The 15,536-nt window shown below is 44.6% G+C and carries 16 protein-coding genes; 11 read left to right on the top strand and 5 right to left on the bottom strand.

The genetic code is table 11. The annotated features are described in order from the left end of the window. Position 1: 1 nt before the first annotated feature. The 4 genes from PP178_RS03465 (at position 2) to purD (ending at position 5,368) form a co-directional block, all read left to right on the top strand. On the top strand, positions 2–1,369 hold the full coding sequence (locus PP178_RS03465; RefSeq protein ID WP_272592915.1) for a sugar transferase: 1,368 nt from the start codon (positions 2–4) through the stop codon (positions 1,367–1,369). 157 nt (positions 1,370–1,526) lie between these two features. Next, the gene (locus PP178_RS03460; protein WP_272592914.1) at positions 1,527–2,954 is read left to right on the top strand and encodes a UDP-glucose 6-dehydrogenase; all 1,428 of its coding nucleotides are present in this window, start codon (positions 1,527–1,529) and stop codon (positions 2,952–2,954) included. A gap of 57 nt (positions 2,955–3,011) precedes the next feature. Then, positions 3,012–3,998: a UDP-glucuronic acid decarboxylase family protein gene (locus tag PP178_RS03455; protein WP_272592913.1), complete on the top strand. Its 987-nt coding sequence runs from the start codon at positions 3,012–3,014 to the stop codon at positions 3,996–3,998. Positions 3,999–4,096: 98 nt separating this feature from the next. Continuing rightward, the gene (gene purD / locus PP178_RS03450) at positions 4,097–5,368 is read left to right on the top strand and encodes a phosphoribosylamine--glycine ligase (protein ID WP_272592912.1); all 1,272 of its coding nucleotides are present in this window, start codon (positions 4,097–4,099) and stop codon (positions 5,366–5,368) included. Between the two features lie 52 nt (positions 5,369–5,420). On the opposite strand, the gene PP178_RS03445 is transcribed toward purD, so the two are convergent. After that, positions 5,421–5,642, bottom strand: coding sequence for a DUF6341 family protein (locus tag PP178_RS03445; RefSeq protein ID WP_272592911.1), 222 nt, complete (start codon positions 5,640–5,642; stop codon positions 5,421–5,423). Positions 5,643–5,681: 39 nt separating this feature from the next. On the opposite strand from PP178_RS03445, the gene PP178_RS03440 reads away from it, so the two are divergent. Genes PP178_RS03440 through PP178_RS03430 form a run of 3 tightly spaced genes read left to right on the top strand, consistent with a single transcriptional unit; the run spans position 5,682 to position 8,289 of the window. Further along, the gene (locus tag PP178_RS03440) at positions 5,682–6,620 is read left to right on the top strand and encodes a hypothetical protein (RefSeq protein ID WP_272592910.1); all 939 of its coding nucleotides are present in this window, start codon (positions 5,682–5,684) and stop codon (positions 6,618–6,620) included. Positions 6,621–6,650: 30 nt separating this feature from the next. Beyond that, the gene (locus tag PP178_RS03435; RefSeq protein WP_272592909.1) at positions 6,651–7,256 is read left to right on the top strand and encodes a DUF4254 domain-containing protein; all 606 of its coding nucleotides are present in this window, start codon (positions 6,651–6,653) and stop codon (positions 7,254–7,256) included. Next, positions 7,243–8,289: a glycosyltransferase family 9 protein gene (locus tag PP178_RS03430; protein ID WP_272592908.1), complete on the top strand. Its 1,047-nt coding sequence runs from the start codon at positions 7,243–7,245 to the stop codon at positions 8,287–8,289. The genes PP178_RS03435 and PP178_RS03430 overlap by 14 nt, the downstream gene beginning before the upstream one ends. Here PP178_RS03430 and PP178_RS03425 read toward each other — a convergent pair whose 3' ends face one another. The 3 genes from PP178_RS03425 to PP178_RS03415 all read right to left on the bottom strand — a co-directional run bounded on the left by PP178_RS03425 (position 8,290) and on the right by PP178_RS03415 (position 10,528). Next, positions 8,290–8,904 (bottom strand): TetR/AcrR family transcriptional regulator, encoded by a 615-nt coding sequence (locus PP178_RS03425; protein WP_272592907.1) that lies wholly within the window; start codon positions 8,902–8,904, stop codon positions 8,290–8,292. A 195-nt stretch (positions 8,905–9,099) separates the two neighbouring features. After that, the gene (arsS, locus tag PP178_RS03420; RefSeq protein ID WP_272592906.1) at positions 9,100–10,155 is read right to left on the bottom strand and encodes an arsenosugar biosynthesis radical SAM (seleno)protein ArsS; all 1,056 of its coding nucleotides are present in this window, start codon (positions 10,153–10,155) and stop codon (positions 9,100–9,102) included. A 37-nt stretch (positions 10,156–10,192) separates the two neighbouring features. Further along, positions 10,193–10,528 (bottom strand): arsenosugar biosynthesis-associated peroxidase-like protein, encoded by a 336-nt coding sequence (locus PP178_RS03415; protein ID WP_246903927.1) that lies wholly within the window; start codon positions 10,526–10,528, stop codon positions 10,193–10,195. A 556-nt stretch (positions 10,529–11,084) separates the two neighbouring features. Here PP178_RS03415 and PP178_RS03410 point away from each other — a divergent pair. From PP178_RS03410 to PP178_RS03395, 4 genes are read left to right on the top strand one after another with little or no spacing between them, the layout of a single operon-like run. Next, on the top strand, positions 11,085–12,011 hold the full coding sequence (locus PP178_RS03410; protein ID WP_272592905.1) for a J domain-containing protein: 927 nt from the start codon (positions 11,085–11,087) through the stop codon (positions 12,009–12,011). A 12-nt stretch (positions 12,012–12,023) separates the two neighbouring features. Next, positions 12,024–12,323 carry a thioredoxin gene (trxA, locus tag PP178_RS03405; RefSeq protein WP_272592904.1) on the top strand — a complete coding sequence of 100 codons (300 nt, stop codon included), beginning with the start codon at positions 12,024–12,026 and terminating at the stop codon, positions 12,321–12,323. A 2-nt stretch (positions 12,324–12,325) separates the two neighbouring features. Continuing rightward, complete coding sequence (locus PP178_RS03400; RefSeq protein WP_272592903.1) at positions 12,326–12,691, top strand: hypothetical protein; 366 nt, start codon at positions 12,326–12,328, stop codon at positions 12,689–12,691. Beyond that, positions 12,691–13,506 carry a patatin-like phospholipase family protein gene (locus PP178_RS03395; RefSeq protein WP_272592902.1) on the top strand — a complete coding sequence of 272 codons (816 nt, stop codon included), beginning with the start codon at positions 12,691–12,693 and terminating at the stop codon, positions 13,504–13,506. Before PP178_RS03400 ends, PP178_RS03395 begins: the two co-directional genes overlap by 1 nt. Here the strand turns inward: PP178_RS03395 and PP178_RS03390 are convergent. Continuing rightward, a complete protein-coding gene (locus PP178_RS03390; RefSeq protein WP_272592901.1) occupies positions 13,492–15,333 on the bottom strand; it encodes an SLC13 family permease in 1,842 nt (613 codons plus the stop codon). The genes PP178_RS03395 and PP178_RS03390 overlap by 15 nt on opposite strands. Positions 15,334–15,536: the final 203 nt, after the last annotated feature.

Below are 15,536 nucleotides of genomic sequence, written 5' to 3'. Positions count from 1 at the left end.
CATGGCAAGGCCGGCAATCCTGAATTCAATCGAAAGAAAATCAATGCTCCTCATAGGAGACTTTTTGATTGTACTCGCCTCGCTTAATGTGCTGGTCAACCACGCGATTGATAAGGAGTTCATCTCTTTTAATTTAAAGGTTTTTACTTTTTCTTTCGGTATTCTCGTTTATTTCACATTTGCTTATATCCTGGATTTTTATAATCTGGAGAAGGTTGCCAAACGAAGGCACATCCTCTCGCAGTCATTATACATTACAGCAATCTATGTCTTTGTCATGTTTGTAGGAGCAGTACTGCTCTTTGACGCGAGCTTCTGGAGAATTCCATTGCTCATCTTTCTTATACTCACCCCGATAGAAATCGGTTTATGGCGCTTTTTTTTCGGAAATGTGTTCAGGCTCATCCCGGTTACCAAGAATGTTTTGTATATCTACGACGATCAGACAGAGAAAAACCTGAAAGAGGATATAGCAACGATCAATGGAAAAGAGATGGAAACTTTTTACAATGTGAAACTGACCTTTTCCACGGATCAACATACACTGAAGAATAAAAACACCTTTCTAGCAGCTACAGAAAAAATAGATGCCTGGATCATCAATACCAAGAGTTACAGCAGCCTTCCTCCTGACCTTGAACGGATATTACTGAGGTCTATTATTAAAGGAAAAGAAGTGCTCTCGTTTACTTCCTTTTATGAGAACACTTATGAAGCCCTTCCTATTCGGTCTCACAATGACAGCTTTTATGAAATTCTCCAACTGAGGAATAAGAAGATCCGATACTTACAGAAAGTGTTCAGTTTTTCCGTAAATTTCTTCTTATCCCTCTTTGTCGGGATAATCTTTGTAATCTGTGTGCCTTTTGTATATGTACTGAACATTTTCTTTAACCGCGGCCCGCTTTTTTATACCCAGAAAAGAGTAGGGCGTTATGGTAATGAATTTAAAATATATAAATTCAGGTCAATGGTGGTGGATGCTGAACAAGCCGGTGCAAAAATGGCTACCGTGAATGATCACCGGATTACCCCGGTAGGAAAAATGCTAAGGGCTTTCAGAATAGATGAATTGCCGCAAATCATTTCTGTTATAAAGGGGGATATGCAATTTATAGGACCCAGGCCGGAACGGAAGGTGTTCGTTACTCAGTTGAACAGTATAATACCCTTCTATAACGCCAGGCACCTAATTAGACGGGGAATAACAGGTTGGGCACAGGTAAAGTACAAATACGGAGAAAACCTGGAAGATTCAGTAAGGAAATTGGAGTACGATCTTTACTACATTAAAAACAGGTCTATCACCTTGGATCTCAGGATCATTTTTAAAACGGTTACCACGGTAATATTTTCAAGAGGTGTATAAGGCATATCGTAGCCTGGAGAAGTTCTAAAAGAGCGCTATTGAGTACATTTTTACCCCGTAAACCGGTCTTTAAACAGAATTAATTGTAGGGTATGTATATCGCCCTTATTTTTGTTGACATTATTAACCAGTATATTGAATTAAAGCAAGATAATAGATGGCAGTAAAACATATATGTTGTATTGGAGCAGGTTATGTCGGTGGGCCTACCATGGCGGTAATCGCACAGAAATGTCCCGATATCAAAGTTACCGTAGTAGATATTAATGAAAAGCGAATCGCAGCCTGGAACCATGAGGACCTCAGTAAATTACCGGTTTACGAACCGGGGCTGGACCAGGTAGTAGAAGAAGCACGAGGCAGGAACTTATTCTTCTCTACAGAAGTAGACCAGGCTATAGAAGATGCCGATATGATCTTTATTTCGGTAAACACCCCCACCAAGACCTACGGGAAAGGTAAAGGGATGGCCGCGGATCTGAAGTATATCGAGTTGTGCGCCCGGCAAATTGCGCGAGTGGCTAAAAGCGATAAGATTGTCGTTGAGAAATCAACCCTGCCAGTAAGAACAGCCTCTGCTATTAAAAGCATCCTTGAAAATACCGGGAATAATGTAAACTTCCAGATACTCTCCAATCCAGAATTCCTGGCCGAAGGAACGGCAATTCAGGATCTTCATGCTCCTGACCGAGTGCTGATCGGAGGAGAAACCTCAGAGGAGGGGGAAAGAGCTATTCAGGAACTTGTAAATGTGTATTCACAATGGGTTCCACAAGAGAATATCCTGACCACCAATGTATGGTCATCAGAGCTCTCAAAACTTACAGCCAATGCATTTTTAGCTCAACGGGTATCTTCCATCAATTCGCTGTCCGAGTTATGTGAGAAAACAGGGGCTGATGTAAATGAAGTAGCTAAGGCCATAGGGATGGACAGTAGGATCGGTCCTAAATTCCTGAAATCATCGGTAGGATTCGGAGGATCTTGTTTCCAGAAGGATATCCTGAACCTGGTATATATCGCGAAGACCTACGGTTTAAACGAGGTGGCTGATTACTGGGAGCAGGTGATCATAATGAACGACCACCAGAAAAGACGCTTTGCCAATAATATCGTCAGTACACTTTATAACACGGTATCAGGAAAGAAAATCGCTTTCCTGGGCTGGGCTTTTAAGAAAGATACCAATGACACCAGGGAATCTGCAGCCATTTACGTGGCGGATGACCTGTTGAACGAACAGGCACAGATCGCTGCATATGACCCAAAAGTAGAAGAGGAGCAAATGTACGCCGATCTGGATTACCTGAATACTCGCTCTTCTGATGAAAACAGGCAAGGACTCACAGTATTCCAGGATCCATACGAGGCCTGTAAAGATGCCCATGCCGTTGCAGTACTGACCGAATGGGAGGAGTTTAAGGATTATGACTGGAATAGGATTTACGACAATATGCAGAAGCCAGCATTTGTATTTGATGGCCGCGGAATCCTGGACAAAAATCTCCTGAACGATATAGGGTTTGTATATTACCGAATTGGGGAAGGAGCACAAGAGTCACAAATAGTGCAGTCTGCCCATTGACGATATGTCAAAATATAGCTTGACCTTAGTGCCAATCATGAAGTTTAAGGTAATTATATGAAAAGAGTATTAATCACCGGTGCTGCCGGATTCCTGGGGTCACATCTCTGTGATCGTTTTATCAATGAAGGCTTTCACGTGATCGGGATGGATAACCTGATTACAGGAGACCTGAAGAACATTGAGCACCTGTTTAAGCTGCCCGAGTTTGAGTTCTATCATCACGATGTGACCAAATTTGTGCATGTGGCCGGAAAGCTGGATTATATCCTGCATTTTGCCTCACCGGCTAGCCCTATAGATTATCTTAAAATTCCGATCCAGACCCTGAAGGTTGGCGCCCTGGGGACGCATAACCTGCTTGGACTAGCTAAAGAAAAAGGCGCACGAATTCTCATCGCATCTACTTCGGAGATCTACGGGGATCCCTTGGTTCATCCGCAGACCGAAGAATATTACGGAAATGTGAATACTATCGGCCCCAGGGGAGTTTATGACGAGGCGAAACGATTCCAGGAATCCATCACTATGGCCTATCATCGTTTTCATGGACTGGATACGCGGATTGTCAGGATTTTTAATACCTATGGTCCGCGGATGAGGTTAAATGATGGCAGGGTAATTCCTGCGTTTATGGGACAGGCCCTCCGGGGAGAAGACCTTACCGTGTTCGGTGATGGCTCCCAGACCCGTTCTTTCTGTTATGTGGATGATGAGATTGAAGGGATCTACCGTTTGCTGATGAGCGATTACACCATGCCGGTGAATATCGGGAACCCACACGAGATCACCATCAAGGATTTCGCAGAGGAAATTATCAAGCTCACGGGGACAGACCAGAAAATAGTTTATAAGCCGTTGCCGAAAGACGACCCTATGCAACGCCAGCCCGATATCACTAAAGCCAAGGAGATCCTAGGGTGGGAACCTAAGGTGGGCAGGGAAGAAGGAATGCGCAAAACATTCGATTATTTTAAAACGCTTTCCCAGGAAGAGTTGGAGAAAACGGAGCATCGCGATTTCAGTAGCCGGAACAGGAAATAGAATTAATAATTCTCAATAAACGTAAGCGGTCTAAAATTCGGGTGGATTCACCTGTTCTTTAGACCGCTTACTGTATTTTTGCCCCAAACTTTAGTCATATGAATATCCTTATCCTCGGTTCAGGAGGGCGTGAACATACGCTGGCCTGGAAACTAGATCAGAGTCCCAAATGTAGCCAACTCTTTATAGCGCCCGGAAATGCGGGTACCGCAGGACTCGGAACCAATCTCGATATATCTGTAGAAGACTTTGAAGGAGTAAAGAAGGCGGTTCTGCAACACGGGGTAGAAATGGTCATCGTTGGCCCGGAAGTTCCCCTTGTACAAGGTATTCATGATTTCTTCCTCGGAGATGAGCAGTTGAATAACATCCCTGTTATCGGACCACAGAAACAGGCTGCTACCCTTGAGGGAAGTAAGCAGTTTGCCAAGGAATTCATGTACCGGCACAACATCCCCACCGCGGCCTACCAAAGTTTTAAAGCCGGAGAACTGGAAGCCGGGCAGGCATTCCTGGAAACTTTAGACCCACCTTATGTACTAAAGGCAGACGGACTTGCGGCTGGGAAAGGCGTACTTATCCTGGACGATCTACAGGAAGCCAAGGATGAATTAGAGGCCATGTTGGTCGATTCTAAGTTCGGCGAGGCAAGTCGCACCGTAGTGATCGAAGAGTTCCTGTCAGGGATTGAACTCAGTTGCTTTGTACTAACTGATGGGAATGATTACAAGGTGCTGCCGATGGCAAAAGACTACAAGCGTATCGGTAAAGGTGACACCGGTCTTAATACCGGCGGTATGGGAGCTGTTTCCCCGGTTCCCTTTGCCGATAAGGATTTTGAGGCAAGAATACACGCCCGTATCGTTAAACCCACGGTAGAAGGGCTTAAAAAGGACGGGATTCCTTATGTCGGTTTTATTTTTATCGGCCTGATCAAAGTAGGGGATGATCCCAAGGTAATTGAATATAACGTACGTCTTGGTGACCCGGAAACCGAAGTGGTTATTCCCAGGGTGAAGAATGATTTGGTTGAATTGTTCCAGGCACTTGCAGAAGGAAGACTTGGTTCTGTAGAGCTCGAGATTGACCCTCGTTCGGCTACTACAGTAATGTTGGTTTCCGGGGGTTACCCCGGGGGGTATGAAAAGAAAAAAGTGATATCAGGACTGGATGAGGTAAAGGATGCAATTCCGTTTCATGCAGGCACTACGACAGAGCATGGAAAGATAGTGACCAACGGGGGCAGGGTACTTGCATTGACCGCCTTTGGGGACAACTTTATGGATGCCCTGAAGAGCTCGTACAAGGAAGCCGAAAAAATATCATTTGACGGGGTATATTACCGGGATGATATTGGATTTGATCTGTAATAAAAAAACCCGCCAATCCGGCGGGTTTATATTTTATACTCTTTTCAGACGATTAAAGGTAACTGTGAGATGTGATACTCTTGTCCTCTTCCTCCCGGTCATTGAAAATTTTCAATTGCTTCAGCCAATAGACCATGGCTATCGTCCCTATGATTACAAATATCCAATTCAGGGTATTAGCAAGCCACCAGCTGTCCATGAACCTCAAAAAATCTAAAGGCGCAAAAAGGACGTTTACGAATAAATCTTCAATGCCTTCAAAAAATGCTTTCATCTTGGTTATATTTACAGCACAAAAATATAAAAACCGGGGATGATTTCAAGTGTTTTTGGAAAAACTAAGCCGATAAACTATATCATCCTGATGGGCTTCCTGTTTTTCTTCTATTGGATTACCCATTTTTTCTTTTTCAACATTTCTTACGAACCTGAACAGGTATTGGGGCAAACCTTAGTTCTCTCTTTACTGCTTTTTAGTGTTTTTGTGGTTGATTTCATCGTGAAACGCAACCAGATCATGGGAAGTAATTCTTATGCGATGCTCTATTACACCATGCTCTTCGTGATCTTCCCCCAGGTTCTAATCGATAATAATGCCATTTTCTGTGGGTTTTTCCTGCTCCTGGCTACAAGGAGAGCGATAAGCCTGAAAACCGCCAAAGACATAAAACTAAAAATATACGATGCTTCTCTTTGGATAGCCCTGGCCAGCCTGTTTTATCAATGGGCTTTATTATACATGGTGGTGCTGTATGTCGCCATTTATTTCTACGACCCCAAGAATATCAGGAACTGGTTGCTTCCACTGGCGGGAGCGGTAACGGTTGCTTTGATCAGCTGGAGTTTCTTGATCCTTTTGGGCAAGGAATCGTTTTTTGGCGAACATTTCCATTTTATCTGGAATTTTGACCTGCAGTTCTACGCCTCCTGGCAGAATAGTACAAAGCTTATCGCGTATATCGTCCTGATTGTATTTACCGGGTTTCTTGCCTTCCTCAAACTGGGGCAGTTGGGAATGGGCCGAATTATTACCTTGCGTTTGGTTGTGATCTCCGTGGCGGTTGGCCTGGTGATCACGCTGCTGGAAACCGGACCCGGCCGCTATCCCGTTCTGATCACTTTTTTTCCGGCAGCAACCCTCCTGGCCAAGTATGTAGAGATTATCAGGAGACACAAGATCAAGGAAATTACCCTGGTTCTCTCAGTACTGATTCCCTTCGGAGTGCTGCTTCTTGAAACAGTTCTGAAATAAAAAGTATCTTTGCGGCAAAAGGATAAAAAGATGCCGTTCAGCCAAATCGCAAATCGCATATTTGAAGAAAGTATAGAGCAATACCATGTAATAGACCGGGTAGACCAGGAACTTAAGAATCCTTATCCTGCAGGAGATATTGAACACCTGCTCTATAGGAAAAACTGGATAGATACGGTGCAATGGCATTTTGAAGACCTTATCCGTGACCCGGAGATTAATCCCGTAGCTGCACTGGAACTGAAAAGGAAGATCGATGCCAGTAACCAGGAAAGAACAGACCTTGTGGAGTATATCGATTCCTTTTTCCTGCAAAAATACCAATCGGTAGAAATTAAAGATGACGCGACCATTAATACTGAAAGCCCCGCATGGGCCATAGACCGCTTGTCTATCCTGGCCCTTAAGATCTACCACATGAAAGAAGAGGCCGAGCGTTCTGATGCCACGGGGGATCATCGTAAAGCCTGCGAGGGAAAACTTCAAATATTACTGGAACAGCGAAAGGATCTTTCGACAGCCATAGACCAGCTTCTGAACGATATAGAGAATGGAAATAAGTACATGAAAGTCTATAAGCAGATGAAGATGTACAATGACGATGAGCTTAATCCCGTGCTTCGTGGGCAAAAATAAAGAGAAGCCCATTGTCATCCTGCGTTTATCGGCTATGGGTGATGTGGCGATGACCATCCCTGTAATCCTTGCATTCAGGAAGAAATACCCCGACATCCCACTCACATTTGTGACCCGGCCGTTTTTCGGAAAGATCATCCGGCAGGTTCCCGGGGTTCAGGTTTTTACCGCAGACCTGCAGGGTAAACATAGAGGTATTCTTGGTATTTGGAGATTGGCCCGTGATATTTCCAGATTGAATCCCATGGCCGTAGCAGACCTGCACGGCGTTCTACGAACTCACCTCCTGAGACTTTTCACCCTTTTTAATGCCTTCCCATTTCGCCAGATCGATAAAGGCAGGCCGGGGAAGAAAGCGATTACCGCTACAATCAAAAAGGATTTTTCGCCTTTAAAAACCACTTTCGAAAGATACACCGAAGTATTTGAGAAGCTGGGGTTTCCCCTTGAGCTCAGAAATACCGATGTATTAAAGCGGCAGCCGTTGCCCGCTGGGCTGAATAATCTTATCGGGTCAGATAAGAGAAAATGGATTGGTGTTGCCCCTTTTGCTGCATATCCCGGGAAACAATACCCTCTGGATAAAATGGAAGAAGTGGTTGCGCAACTTACAAAGGGGGAGAAGTATAGTATTTTTCTCTTTGGAGGAGGAGAACAGGAAGGTCAATTACTGAGTCAGTGGGAAATGAAATATGAGCATTGTACCAACCTGGTGGGCAAGGGGTCATTTGAGGAAGAACTGGCATTGATTTCCTGCCTTGATATGATGCTGGCCATGGACAGTGGTAACGCCCATCTCGCAGCCATGTACGGAATTCCCACTTTAACCCTATGGGGTGTTACACATCCTTATACCGGGTTCTACCCGTTTGGGCAGGATGCTGAATATAGTTTACTGGCAGACCGGTCTCAGTATCCCGGGATTCCTACCTCGGTATACGGGAACAAAGTTCCGGAGGGTTACGAAAATGCCATGAACACCATTAGTCCTGCAGCTGTATTGGAAAAGATCAAGGAAATCACAGCTGGATGATCAGGCCATTTCTTTTTGTGCCAACATTTTAAAATACTGGCGCAATTGCTGGATGTACTGGTATCTTAAAGTCCTGGAATTTCCTTCTACCATCAGGGTCCTTATTCCTATATAGGAGGCTGTCAGGTAAGAGGCAACTCCTTCGCTGTCCACGTGCCTGGCCACATAACCGTCAGATTTTCCCTTTTGCAGCAAAGAAACCAGGTTAACTTCCCATATCTGGTAAATGTCCTTCAGGTACTTCATTATTACCGGGTTCTTACCATTGAATTCCGTTATAAAATTAGACAGCATAAAACCGTGGTCCAAGCTGTTATGTTCTGCTGTGGCCAGGGAATTTTCAAAAGTATTCAGAATATTGTTCAAGGGATCTTCCTGACCTTCAATGGGTTCTATCATGTGACTGTAGAACTTCTGCACTACGAGGTTCTGCACTATGCTTATAAAGAAGTCTTCCTTGGAGTCAAAGTGGTAGTAAAATGCACCTTTAGACAAGCCAAGTGCTTTAAGGATATCATCAATACTGGTATTGTAATACCCGTTTTGGTAGAATAATTCAAGCCCTGTTACCTGCATTCTGTGCATGGTGGCCATGCGTTTAAGTGTCTTATCCATGAGATTTGGGATTTGGGTTCAAAACAGACTCTTGAGTCTCTTACAAAGAACTCCCGATCTTGTGATGACAGGAAGATTTTAGGATGTAGAGAAGAAAATATTCGTTCAGTGGCAGAAAATCCGATCAAATGCCGGGTGAAGGCCAGGGTCGACCGACCACTTGGTCGGAAATAAAATCCGACCAAGTGCATTTCATCATGCTACAGTACCCTGGCAGCTACTTCCTGCACCTGCTGTGCAACCATAACAGTGCTGTGAAATCAGGATATTCCTGTCGTTTAGCAGGTCTTCATTATAATCGGAGATGTGTTTTACCTTGCTGTCTACCTTCAGGCCAAGCATCTGGTTAAAATCACAATCATATAACCAACCGTCCCAGCTGATAGAAATGGTGTTGGTGCACATAACGTTTTCCACTGCGGCAGGGTTATACGCCTCTACAAGCGAATACATGTAATCTTCGTAATTCTCCGATGCTAAAAGGTAATCCAGGAATCGGGCGATGGGTAGGTTGGTAATAGCGAATAGATTATGGAACTGTATACCAAAATCTTCGTCCAGGGCCTTCTTGAAATCTTTTTCCATGGCAACCTGGTCCCCGGGTAAAAAAGCCCCGGAGGGATTATAAACCAAGTCTAATCTTAAATCGCTTCCCGGCATACCATAGCCTACGGCATTGAGGTCTTTCAGTGCCTGTATTGATTTGTCAAACACCCCGTCGCCACGTTGTTTGTCCGTTTTGCCACGGGTGTAATGAGGCATGGAGGACACCACATGAACATTATGCTTCTTAAAAAACTCAGGTAAATCGTGGTATTTCTTGTTCGCTCTTATTATGGTGAGATTAGACCGAACTATAAAATCCTGTATACCTGCTTTTGAAGCTTCTTCGACGAACCAGCGAAAATCAGGGTTCATCTCCGGGGCTCCCCCGGTAAGATCCAGGGTGTGTGCTCCTGTATTCCGGATTACCTCCAGGCATTGCGTCATGGTTTCACGGGTCATGATCTCTTTCCGATCCGGACCTGCGTCTACATGGCAGTGTTCACATACCTGGTTACACATATACCCTACATTGATCTGCAGGATCTCCAGTTTCTTGGGCCGGAGAGGAAAGTGACCTGTTTTTGCGATTTTATCTTTAAAATAAGGGAGCTCCCCTTCTTCAAAAATACCCCCGTTAAGGATGTCTAGTTGCCTGTCTGTGGCAGCCAGTTCATCATGCCTGGCTTTCAGTGACTTGGTGGCCATAAAAATATTTTTTACACCGGAGTTATACCGGTAAATGCTACATGGATAATTTGTTGTATTTGTTCATCATCTGAACTCCGTGGACCAGCGTTGCTCCACTCTCTATGGCGGCCCCTGCATGTACAGCCTCCATCATTTCTTCCTTGGTAATTCCGCGTTGCAGGCCATCCTTGGTATAAGCGTCGATACAATAAGGGCATTTTACCACATGGGCGACTGCCAGGGCAATCAATGATTTTTCACGGGCAGAAAGGGCACCTTCCTCGAATACTTTGCCGTAATAATCAAAGAATTTTGTGCCAAGTTCTTCGCTCCATTCGGTAATCTTCCCGAATTTTCTGAGATCTGCAGGATCGTAATATGAATCAGCCATAATATATCTGGTTTTGTATTAGTGTTGGTGTAATACTAATGATAATCGTATGCGTGTAAACTTACGATAAAAACCACCAATTGGTTTGGTCGTAATCAGAGTAAACTAATTACGGAATTACATGACTTTAACATAAAAGCTGGTGTTCTGTTGCACTATGTCTATTCACAGCGCTCAATAGGGGACACTTCGGGCAGGATTGCGCACACTTTGGTACATTGTTTGTAATACTATTGTACATCTTTAAATCAGTGCTATGAAAAAGATATTTTACCTGCTGGCTGCCTGCTGTATTCTGTATAGTGGGTATCTCTTCTACACCCTGGCCTGCTTACTTTAAGTGCCTAAGCCGTCCACACTTCCCGGGAATGATTTATATCATGGACACCCCCACCGTTAACTGTTCAATTTTTTGTAAATTCAGAGTAGTATTTTGACTAATTCACGAAAGCTGTATCTAGGCAGGGAAGCTGATTATTTGCGATAAAACACTCTGTAATTAAGGTAAGATAGTTGGTATATAAGATGGAAATTAGAGGGTGCTAATTGGTACTTCATGGCGCACAAAGATTATTATCAAGAACTTGGATTGAGTAGGTCGGCCACCGATAAAGAAATTAAAAAGGCCTACCGAAAACTAGCGACGGAATTTCATCCGGATAAAACCAAAGGGGACAAGGATAAAGAAGAACGCTTTAAAGCGATCTCTGAAGCCTATGGCGTTCTTGGAAATGCCGAAAAGCGCAGGCAATACGATACCCTAGGTTCTGACTGGGAACAATTTCAGCAATCGGGTAGTTCATACGATGAATTTATGAAGATGCGTGAACAACGCAGGCAATATCAACAACAATACAGCGGGCAGTATACCCAGGGAGATCCTTTTGGAGGCGCTTCTTCCGGGGGTGACTTCTCTGATATATTCGAAAATTTTTTCGGCGGTGGAAGTACAGGTCGGGGCAGGAGATATGCCAGGCCGGCTGCGGATGTTTCCGGGACCGTCACGATCAGCTTGCACGAGGCCTATAACGGCACCCAGAGAATGCTGGAGGTTGAAGGGAAATCTATTAAATTGAAGATCAAGCCCGGGGCCTATTCAGGGCTGCAGTTACGGGCAAAGGGAAAAGGACAGAAAGGAACCCAAGGGCAGGCCGGTGATCTGTATGTGAATATAGCGGTGGAGAAGCACCCGGTATATGAAAGAAGGGGGGATGATCTTTACATGAATGTAGAAGTCGATCTTTTTAATGCGCTTCTAGGAGGCAAGCAGCAAATACCCACCCTGAGCGGAAAGGTAGAAATGAAGTTAAAAGCAGGCACACAGAACGGGCAGACCTTAAGGCTCAGGGGTAAAGGGATGCCGGTTTATGGAAAAGCGGGGCAATATGGTGACCTTTTTGCTACCTTATCCGTAAAATTACCTGTGAACCTGACCGAAGAGCAGAAGGCCATCCTTCAAAAACTGAAAAATACGTTTGATTAGAAATTAGAATTAATGAAAGGAAATTTCAATGAATTGGTGAATTCAGCACAGCCGGTGCTGGTCGATTTTTACGCGGACTGGTGCGGTCCGTGTAAAGCCCTTGCCCCTATTTTAAAGGATGTGGCAAAAGAAGTAGATGGGAAAGCCAGGATACTCAAAATTGATGTGGATAAGAACCAACAGTTAGCGGCCCGGTACCAGGTAAGGGGAGTTCCTACTATGATACTTTTTAAAAATGGCGAAATTGTTTGGAGAACTTCCGGAGTTATGGATAAGAATGCTATAATAGGAGAAATTAATAAAGCCATGTAATAATGAAGATCATCACTCAATACGACCTTAGGAGAATGGCCATCCTCGATGCTTTTGAAGAGGCCTTGGATTACAGTGGATTGACGTATAGCGCCAATCTGTTGTTGCGCTATGGTTTTGAGGATGAAGCCGAGATTAACCTGGCCCTTCGACGGGCGCTGACAGTCTGTAAAAGCCTCGGGATAGATAGTAAGAAGCATTTTCGCTATTATTATAAGGTAGACCTTTTAGAACATCAGACAAGCCGCGAATGGAAAGTTTCTAAACTGGGGTTCTATCTTATACTTTCCAACGGCTCTCCTGATAACCCCTTCGTCGGAGCCTTCCAGATGGAAATGCTTCGTGATATACTAGATCGTATGGAATAATGGGAGAGGGACAAGAAAACTTGACACTGGATAACCTGAGAGGAAAAAAAGTAGGACTGGTGCTGTCCGGCGGAGGAGTGAGGGGGCTGGCCCATGTAGGATTATTAAGAGCCCTGGATGAATACGGGATAGAGATCGATATGATTTCCGGCACCAGCGCAGGAGCCCTAGTCGGGGCCCTGTATGCTGCGGGTAAAGACAATGATACCATTCGGAATTTTTTCAAGAGTACTTCGCTTTTCAGCTACCATTACCTCACCATTCAGAAACCCGGACTCTTAGATACCGACCGGTATTATAAAGTATTTCGCACATTTTTTCCTCAAGATTCTTTTGAATCACTCTACAAGCAGCTGTTTGTGACTACCACGAATTTACAACTGGGAACTGCCGAGGTATTTTCAAGCGGACCCCTGATACAGGCATTGCTGGCCTCGGCTGCCCTGCCCCCGGTATTCAGCCCTGTACAGATCGGGGAATATTTGTATGCGGATGGAGGGATCATGAATAATTTCCCTTTAGAACCTCTATCGTCCTGTGATTACCTTATTGGCAGTAATGTGGCTAAGATCCGGAAATTGGAAAAAAAGGAGATCAGTTCTTCTTTCCAGCTGGCTAACAGGACTTCGGCCTTGATGATCTATGCCATCAATCATCAGAAGATGAAAAACTGCGACCTTCTATTTGAGCCTCCTAACCTCGATAGGATCGGGGTTCTGGATAAAAAAGGGTTAGAGCTGGCCTTTAGTATAGGCTATGAGCACGCTTTGTCCATTCTCGGTAAGAATGTTAGCCTGACTTCAGGGGATCATTGAATTGAGTAAGAAACTTCCAACGATCCAAAGTAACATTGATATAACCCCGCCCAGGATCAGGAAGTGCCTGAAATTGTAATGATCCATACTATATATCAGGGCATTTGTCTGGTAGCCTACCGGTGTAAAGAAACTGAAATTGGAGGCGAACATCACAGCCAGTACATAGGGCTTTACGGGCAGGTCCATTCCCGTGGCGAGTGAAATGGCTATAGGGGTCATGATAATGGCCGTGGCATTATTAGAGACTACCCCGCTGATCAGCATGGTCACCAGGAACAACAGGCCGATGGAAATCAATGAATCCTGCCCGTGCATCAGTCCCAGTAATTTCAGGGTAAGCCAGTCGTCCGCCCCGGTGTTGTGCATTGCTACGCCCAGGGGGATCATTCCTGCCAGTAAAAAAATCACGGACCAGTTGATCTTTTTATATACATTCTCCAGGGTGATACAATTGGTCAGTAATAATGCAAGGCAGCCGGTAATCGCACTGCTCAGGATATTGAGCATCCCGCTGGCGGCCAAAAGGACCACCCCTCCCAGGATAGCCATGCTCAACCAGCGTTTATAGCCGGAATGAACAGGGGTCTCATACTGCTGCAGTATAGCGATGTTATCGTAAACCTCCAGGTCGCTGATCTTTTCTTTTTCAATTTCCACCAGGATACGGTCACCTACTCGCAGGTAAGTGGGATTAATATTATAGCGCAACAGCCGGTCTGTTCGGAAAACCCGGCGTTGCCTTCGTTTTATGGCGATAGGCGTAGCTATGTTTGCCAGGATGGTACGGACCTCTTTCAATGTTTTTTCCAGGAAGCGTGCACCGGGCAGCATCATGATCTCTACCAAAAGTATCTCACCGGGAGCTACGGTGGTTTTATCCTTATCCACCTCCCCGACCTGTTTTATCTTGGTCGTAGTGCCCTCCATCACCACTTCTTCTTCCGGGGCTATAAGAAAATCTTTGCTTTTCTTCAGGCGCATAAGGTTATCCAAATCACAGGAGAGCTTAATACGGTCTCCCGCTTGTAATGTTATGCTTCCCGCCAGGATATTCTTATCCCGTCCTTTCCTGCTTAATTTCAGTAGTGTAAGGTGATCCTCGTCTTTAAAAGGGGTATCCCTTATAGCCTTCCCCACCAGGGCGGAGTCCGGAGCTATCTCCAGGGTAAGAATATAGTTGTCGAGATCGTATTGATCTTCCAGGTTTTTATCGGTCTCCGCCGGGAGAACTTTGTAGAGTATTGTGATTACGATAACAGCGATAATCAAAAAGATGAGTCCCATCCACGAAAACTCGAAGAATCCTATCCTTTCCTCGGTGCGGGTAATGTATATAGAGTTTACAATGAGGTTGGTGGAGGTTCCCATGAGGGTACAACTACCACCGAGGATACTGGAAAATGAAATTGGTAATAGCAGCCTGCTTTCAGAGATCTGGTATTTTTCCGAAAGTTCGGTGATGATCTTTATAAAGACGATGACTACCGCAGTGGAGCTGATAAATGCTGAAATGCTCCCGGTGATCAGCATAAAAAGGGGAATAATAAAGTATATGGGCCAATTCTTTACCCGCTTTAAGCCATTCGCCATCCAGGTGATCACCCCGTTCTGTTCCAGGGCCACTGCTATGATCATCAGGCACAGTATAGTGATCGTTGCCCTGTTAGAGAACCCGCTGATCGCCTCGTCCGGGGTTACCAGGCCCAGTAATAGCAAAGTTCCGATAAGGCAAAAGGAAATCTTATCCACCGGGAAGACCTCGAAGGCAAAAAGAATAATGATCCCGAGGATGATGATAAAAATCAGTGCTATTTCAAGGCTCATTGTACGATTGATAAGAGTTACCTATAAATTTAAGCGTAAAAATTAATCCGGTAACTATTATAACTATCGCATCAGTGTAAACAGACTTGCTGGTCTGACTCGACATTCAGGTTATTTCAGGGTATGGAATTGTACAGGGATGAAGGGATTGATATATCGGGTGTAGGTCAAAAAAAAAGTCGGTTTTCCATTTTTAAAGAGGA

The sequence above is a fragment of the Zeaxanthinibacter sp. PT1 genome (assembly GCF_028464225.1).
Taxonomy (GTDB): domain Bacteria; phylum Bacteroidota; class Bacteroidia; order Flavobacteriales; family Flavobacteriaceae; genus Zeaxanthinibacter.
Note: the sequence above shows the minus strand (reverse complement) of the source record. Positions and strands in the feature narration are given on the sequence as shown.